Below are 6,389 nucleotides of genomic sequence, written 5' to 3'. Positions count from 1 at the left end.
CAAGTCAGTCAAGGCTGCTGCGGTGAAGGTGCGGCGGCGACGATCTGCCGGCGGCGGGGCGTTAGTCGGCAGATGCAACGGGCTGGCCGGGGAGAGTGAGGGGAGCGGCGAGCGGAGCGGCCCGGAGGGTCAGCGAAACGTTCAGCGCGGAGCGCGTGCGCGGCAGCGCCCCGGTTCGCGTAGCGGCCGAGCGCCAGCGAGGACGCGGAGCAGGGTGGGCGGGCGGGTGCAGTTCAGTGCGGAGCGCGCCAGCCGTAGGCGTTACCGCTCTCTTCCGGCACGTGCATTCTCGTGTGCACAAGCCACTTGCTACCAGGCGCGCTATGCGCTGCGCAGCTTCTACATGACGTAGAGCGGCAAATCAAATTCCCTGTCCGCATTCTGGGCGACGATTGGACACTCCGAATCGCCCGTCGCGTGTACGGACGATCACTCTGCGGGGCGGTGTCGCGTGGCTGTGTGAAGATCGTCACAATCGTGTCTCATCAGCCTCCGGACTTGTCCAAAGCGCCCTGACCTGGGCGTGATGGAGATCACACAGCGCTGCGTACCGAGTAAGGACTAGGTTACGGATCAGCGGGTCGCCGAAGGGGTGACCCGTGGCGAGGATCACATCTGCTAGGCCGTAGGATTGCCGTCAATCGGCAAGGCTTGCGGCCGATTTCGCCCCCGGCTTGTGAACGGCTTCACGAGCAGGCCGGGCCACGGGGGCGGGTGCCACCCGTCGACGACGACGCCGGCGGACTACGACTAGCGGCGGAAAGGTGGCGGCGCGTGTGGACACGTACGTGCCGATCCTGGCCCTCGGCCTGATCGCGGGCGGATTCGCGGTCTTCTCGGTGGTCATCGGCTCGCTTACCGGTCCGAAACGGTACAACCGAGCTAAATACGACAGCTACGAGTGCGGCATCGAGCCGACTCCGCAGCCGGTCGGTGGCGGCCGGTTCCCGGTCAAGTACTACCTGACCGCGATGCTGTTCATCGTCTTCGACATCGAGATCGTCTTCCTCTACCCGTGGGCCGTCGCTTTCGACGCGCTCGGCTGGTTCGGGCTCGCGGAGATGGTCCTGTTCGTCCTCACCGTCCTGGTCGCTTACGCCTACGTCTGGCGGCGCGGCGGCCTGGACTGGGACTGAGAGGTACGGGTTCTGCGATGGGCCTTGAGGAGAAGCTTCCCAGCGGGTTCCTGCTCTCCACGGTCGAGGGACTGGCCGGGTACATGCGCAAGGGCTCGCTCTGGCCGGCCACCTTCGGGCTGGCCTGCTGTGCGATCGAGATGATGGCCACCGGGGCGGGGCGTTACGACCTGGCCCGCTTCGGCATGGAGGTGTTCCGGGCCTCGCCGCGCCAGGCGGACCTGATGATCGTGGCCGGCCGGGTCAGCCAGAAGATGGCCCCGGTGCTGCGCCAGATCTACGACCAGATGCCCAACCCCAAGTGGGTGCTGTCGATGGGCGTGTGCGCCTCTTCCGGCGGCATGTTCAACAACTACGCGATCGTGCAGGGCGTGGACCACATCGTGCCGGTCGACATCTACCTGCCCGGCTGCCCGCCCAGGCCGGAAATGCTGATGGACGCGATCCTCAAGCTGCACGCCGAGATCCAGGCCGCGCCGCTCGGCGTGAACCGGGAGAAGGCGGCCCGCGCGGCCGAGGAGGCGGCGCTCAAGGCGCTGCCCACCATCGAGATGAAGGGACTGCTGGCGTGAGCGGCGAGGAGTCCCGCCCATCCTCCGGTTCTCCCGGCGCGGTGTCCGCGTCGGGCGAGATCGAGCAGCCGAAGCCACAGCCGCTGGCGGTGCAGGAGGCTGAGATCGTCGCCGTGCGGCGCGGGATGTTCCCGACCGCGGGCGGCGGCAGCGACACCTCCGGTTACGGCCGGCTGGTGCGCAAGATCGAGCTGCCGGGGCAGTCCCCGCGGCCGTACGGCGGCTATTTCGACGAGGTCGAGAACGAACTGTTCGGCGCGCTCGACGAGCAGGGCCTCGCGCCCGAACTCGCGATCGAGCGGGTCGTGGTGTACCGCGGGCAGATCACCTTCCAGGTCCGGCGCGAGCACCTGGTTCAGGTCGCGAAGACCCTGCGTGATGACCCGGCGCTTCGATTCGAGCTATGCCTCGGCGTGTCAGGGGTGCACTTCCTGCACGAGACCGGGCGCGAGCTGCACGTGCTGGTGCCGCTGATGTCGGTCACGCACAACCGGCGCATCCAGCTGGAGATCACGTGCCCTGACAGCGACCCGCACATGCCTTCGCTCTACGGCGTCTACCCGGCCGTGGACTGGCATGAGCGTGAGACCTGGGACATGTTCGGGATCATCTTCGACGGCCACCCCTCGCTGACCAGGATCCTGATGCCGGACGACTGGCCCGGGCACCCGCAGCGCAAGGACTACCCGCTCGGCGGCATCCCGGTCGAGTTCAAGGGCGCGCAGATCCCGGCGCCCGACCAGCGGAGGTCCTACCAGTGACCATTCAAGCGGAGAGGGCGGCCGACGACATGTCAGACGCCGCGGCCAACGCGAGGACGGGTACGCCGCCCGCGGCCGAGGAACTGCACGGCGACCCGTACGGCAGTGGCGACGAGGCGGCCGGCGGCCGGATCTTCACCATCACCGGCGGAGACTGGGACGAGATCGCCGACTCGCTCGGCGAGGCCCCCGAAGAGCGCATCGTGGTCAACATGGGACCGCAGCACCCTTCCACACACGGCGTGCTGCGGCTCATTCTGGAGCTTGAGGGCGAGACGGTTACCGAGACCCGAGTCGGGATCGGTTACCTGCACACCGGAATTGAGAAGAACCTCGAGTTCCGCAACTGGACGCAGGGTTCGACGTTCGTCACGCGGATGGACTACCTGACCCCCTTCTTCCAGGAGGTCGCGTACTGCCTCGCGGTGGAGAAGCTGCTCGACATCGAGGAGCAGGTTCCGGACCGGGCCAGCGTCATCAGGGTCCTGCTGATGGAGCTGAACCGGATCTCCTCACACCTGGTGTGCATCGCCACCGGCGGCATGGAGATGGGCGCCCTCTCGGCGATGATCTTCGGCTTCCGGGAGCGGGAGCTGGTGCTCGACATCTTCGAGATGATCACCGGCCTGCGGATGAACCACGCCTACGTCAGGCCCGGCGGCCTGGCGCAGGACCTGCCGCCCGGCGCGGTGGACAAGGTGCGCGAGTTCCTGGCGCTGATGCCCAAGCGGATGAAGGACATCGAGGCGCTCTGCAACGAGAACGCGATCTTCAAGGGGCGGACCGAGGGGGTGGGTTACCTCGATCTGACCGGATGCATGGCGCTCGGAATCACGGGCCCGATCCTGCGGTCCACCGGCCTTCCGCACGACCTGCGCAAGTCGCAGCCGTACTGCGGATATGAGAACTATGACTTCGACGTCTGCACGTGGAACACGTCCGACGCGTATGGCCGCTACCGGCTGCGCATGGACGAGATGCGTGAGTCGCTGAAGATCGTCGAACAGTGCCTTGACAAGCTCAAGCCGGGCCCGGTCATGGTCGAGGACAAGAAGATCGCCTGGCCCGCGCAGCTGGCCCTCGGCGGCGACGGCATGGGCAACTCGCTGGACCACATCCGGCACATCATGGGCGAGTCCATGGAGGCCCTGATTCACCACTTCAAGCTGGTGACCGAGGGCTTCCACGTCCCGGCGGGACAGGTTTACGTCGCGGTCGAATCCGCGAAGGGCGAACTGGGCTGCCACGCGGTCTCGGACGGCGGCACCAGGCCGTACCGGGTGCACTTCAGGGATCCCTCGTTCAACAACTTGCAGGCCGCGGCCGCGATGTGTGAGGGCTCGATGGTCGCGGACGTCATCGTGGCCGTCGCCTCGATCGACCCCGTCATGGGAGGGGTGGACCGGTGACGGACGTCTTCATCGGCCGGAATCCGAACCTGCCCGGCGCGAACACCACCGCGCCGGCGAATCAGACTTCGTACGCAGACGCGGCGGAGGTGCGTGAGCGCTTGGTCAAGGACGCCCAAGCGCTCATCGCGCGCTACCCGCAGCCGCGCTCCGCGCTCCTGCCGCTGCTGCACCTCGTGCAGTCGGAGGAGGGCTACGTCACCGGCGACGGCGTGCAGTTCTGCGCGGAGATGCTGGGACTCTCCACCGCCGAGGTCTCGGCGGTATCAACGTTCTACTCCATGTACAAGAACAAGCCGGTCGGCGACTACCACGTCGGGGTGTGCACGAACACGCTGTGCGCGGTGATGGGCGGCGATGAGATCTTCGCGACGCTCAAGGGCCACCTCGCGATCGGCAACGACGAGCGCACCTCGGACAGCCAGGGCGAGCGGACGCTGACACTGGAGCACATCGAGTGCAACGCGGCCTGCGACTTCGCCCCGGTCGTGATGGTCAACTGGGAGTTCTTCGACAACATGACCCCGACCACCGCGGTCAAGCTGGTCGACGACCTGCTGGCCGGGCGCGAGGTCACCCCCAGCCGCGGTCCGGCGCTGTGCCGGTTCCGCGAGACTGAGCGCATCCTCGCAGGGTTCGAAGACGAGCGTCCCGACGTGGTGCACGCGGGCGGGCCGGCCGGTCCGGCCACGCTCGAAGGACTGCGACTGGCGCGGCAGGAAGAGCTGGACCAAAAGGATCAGGGCACGAACGGGCGCGGGGCGGAGGCATAGTCGATGAGCAAACTCTCCCCGGTGCTTTCGCGTGCGTGGGACGATCCGGGTTCTTACACGCTCGAGGGTTACCGCAGGCACGACGGCTATCAGGCTATTCACAAGGCCCTGGCCATGCCGCCGGACGACGTGATCAAGCTGGTCAAGGACTCCGGTCTGCGCGGCCGCGGCGGCGCCGGCTTCCCCACCGGGATGAAGTGGTCTTTCATTCCGCAGGGCGACAACAAGCCGCATTACCTCGTGGTCAACGCGGACGAGTCCGAGCCGGGCACGTGTAAGGACATCCCCTTCCTGCTCGCGAACCCGCACGAGCTGATCGAAGGCATCATCATCGCGGCCTACGCGATCCGCGCGAGCCACGCCTTCATCTATCTGCGCGGCGAGGTCGTGCACGTGCTGCGTCGTCTCCAGGCGGCCGTGCGCGAGGCACGCGAGGCCGGATTCGTCGGCGAGAACATCCTCGGATCAGGGTTCGACCTTGAGATCGTGGTGCACGCCGGAGCCGGCGCGTACATCTGCGGCGAGGAGACCGCGCTGCTCGACTCGCTGGAGGGGTACCGCGGCCAGCCCCGGCTGCGCCCGCCGTTCCCCGCGGTCGAGGGCCTCTACGCGAGCCCGACCGTGGTCAACAACGTCGAGTCGATCGCCTCGGTGCCCGCGATCCTGCGCCACGGCGTCGACTGGTTCCGCGGCTTCGGCACCGAGAAGTCACCCGGATTCGTGCTCTACTCGCTCTCCGGGCACGTGACCCGGCCCGGCCAGTACGAGGGTCCGCTCGGCGTCACGCTGCGTGAACTGCTCGACCTGGCCGGCGGCGTGCGCAGTGGGCACCGGCTGAAGTTCTGGACGCCCGGCGGCTCCTCCACGCCACTGCTGACCGAGGAACACCTCGACGTCCCGCTCGACTACGAGAACGTCGGGGCGGCCGGCTCCATGCTCGGCACCCGCGCGCTGCAGATCTTCGACGAGACCGTGTGCGTCGTGCGGGCGGTGCTGCGCTGGACCGAGTTCTACGCGCACGAGTCCTGCGGCAAGTGCACTCCCTGCCGCGAGGGCACCTACTGGCTGGTCCAGGTGCTCAAGCGGCTGGAGGCCGGGCAGGGCAGCGAGGAAGACCTCGAGAAGCTGCTCGACCTGTCCGACAACATCCTCGGCCGGGCCTTCTGCGCCCTCGGGGACGGCGCCACCTCGCCGATCACCTCCTCCATCCAGTACTTCCGGGACGAGTACCTGGAGCACCTGCGCAGCGGCAGCTGCCCCTTCGACCCGGCGCTGTCCACCGCGTGGGCGCCCGCCCTGACCACGACCGGAGCACGCGCATGACCGTGACCACGAGCGGTGTTCCAAACCAGCACAGTCCCGCGCAGGGCGGGAGCGCTGATGACAAGGCGCCCGCGGTGCCGGAGGGCTACGTATCGCTGACTGTTGACGGCGTCGCGACGATCGCGCCGAAGGGCGAGTTGATCATCCGCACCGCCGAGCGGCTCGGCATCGCCATCCCAAGGTTCTGCGACCATCCGCTGCTCGACCCGGTCGGGGCCTGTCGGCAGTGCCTGGTCGAGGTGGAAGGCCAGCGCAAGCCGATGGCCTCGTGCACCACGACCGTCAGCGACGGCATGGTGGTCAAGACCCAGCACGCCTCCCCAGTCGCCGATAAGGCGCAGCAGGGCGTGATGGAGCTGCTGCTCATCAACCACCCGCTGGACTGCCCGGTCTGCGACAAGGGTGGCGAGTGCCC

General features: G+C 67.7%; 7 protein-coding genes. All 7 read left to right on the top strand.

Annotated features, from left to right (window positions below):
- Positions 1-776: 776 nt before the first annotated feature.
- Positions 777-1,136 (top strand): NADH-quinone oxidoreductase subunit A, encoded by a 360-nt coding sequence (locus tag VN779_RS19155; protein WP_325725265.1) that lies wholly within the window; start codon positions 777-779, stop codon positions 1,134-1,136.
- Positions 1,137-1,153: 17 nt separating this feature from the next.
- Positions 1,154-1,708, top strand: coding sequence for an NADH-quinone oxidoreductase subunit B family protein (locus tag VN779_RS19150; protein ID WP_325725263.1), 555 nt, complete (start codon positions 1,154-1,156; stop codon positions 1,706-1,708).
- A gap of 59 nt (positions 1,709-1,767) precedes the next feature.
- On the top strand, positions 1,768-2,469 hold the full coding sequence (locus VN779_RS19145) for an NADH-quinone oxidoreductase subunit C (protein WP_414639720.1): 702 nt from the start codon (positions 1,768-1,770) through the stop codon (positions 2,467-2,469).
- 29 nt (positions 2,470-2,498) lie between these two features.
- On the top strand, positions 2,499-3,878 hold the full coding sequence (locus VN779_RS19140) for an NADH-quinone oxidoreductase subunit D (protein WP_414639718.1): 1,380 nt from the start codon (positions 2,499-2,501) through the stop codon (positions 3,876-3,878).
- Positions 3,875-4,651, top strand: a complete 777-nt coding sequence (nuoE, locus tag VN779_RS19135; RefSeq protein ID WP_325725255.1) for an NADH-quinone oxidoreductase subunit NuoE — start codon at positions 3,875-3,877, stop codon at positions 4,649-4,651. The genes VN779_RS19140 and nuoE overlap by 4 nt, the downstream gene beginning before the upstream one ends.
- A gap of 3 nt (positions 4,652-4,654) precedes the next feature.
- Positions 4,655-5,974, top strand: a complete 1,320-nt coding sequence (nuoF, locus tag VN779_RS19130; RefSeq protein WP_325725253.1) for an NADH-quinone oxidoreductase subunit NuoF — start codon at positions 4,655-4,657, stop codon at positions 5,972-5,974.
- Positions 5,971-6,389 (top strand): 2Fe-2S iron-sulfur cluster-binding protein (locus VN779_RS19125; RefSeq protein WP_325725251.1); only part of this gene is annotated, 419 nt, incomplete at its 3' end. The genes nuoF and VN779_RS19125, both read left to right, overlap by 4 nt.

The sequence above is a fragment of the Actinocrinis sp. genome (genome assembly GCF_035605935.1).
GTDB lineage: Bacteria > Actinomycetota > Actinomycetes > Streptomycetales > Catenulisporaceae > Actinocrinis.
Note: the sequence above shows the minus strand (reverse complement) of the source record. Positions and strands in the feature narration are given on the sequence as shown.

Bases quoted from the DNA above. Each gene is read 5' to 3' on its own strand.
- VN779_RS19150 (WP_325725263.1), top strand. From the start codon at position 1,154: ATGGGCCTTGAGGAGAAGCTTCCCAGCGGGTTCCTGCTCTCCACGGTC.
- VN779_RS19140 (WP_414639718.1), top strand. From the start codon at position 2,499: ATGTCAGACGCCGCGGCCAACGCGAGGACGGGTACGCCGCCCGCGGCC.
- nuoF (WP_325725253.1), top strand. From the start codon at position 4,655: ATGAGCAAACTCTCCCCGGTGCTTTCGCGTGCGTGGGACGATCCGGGT.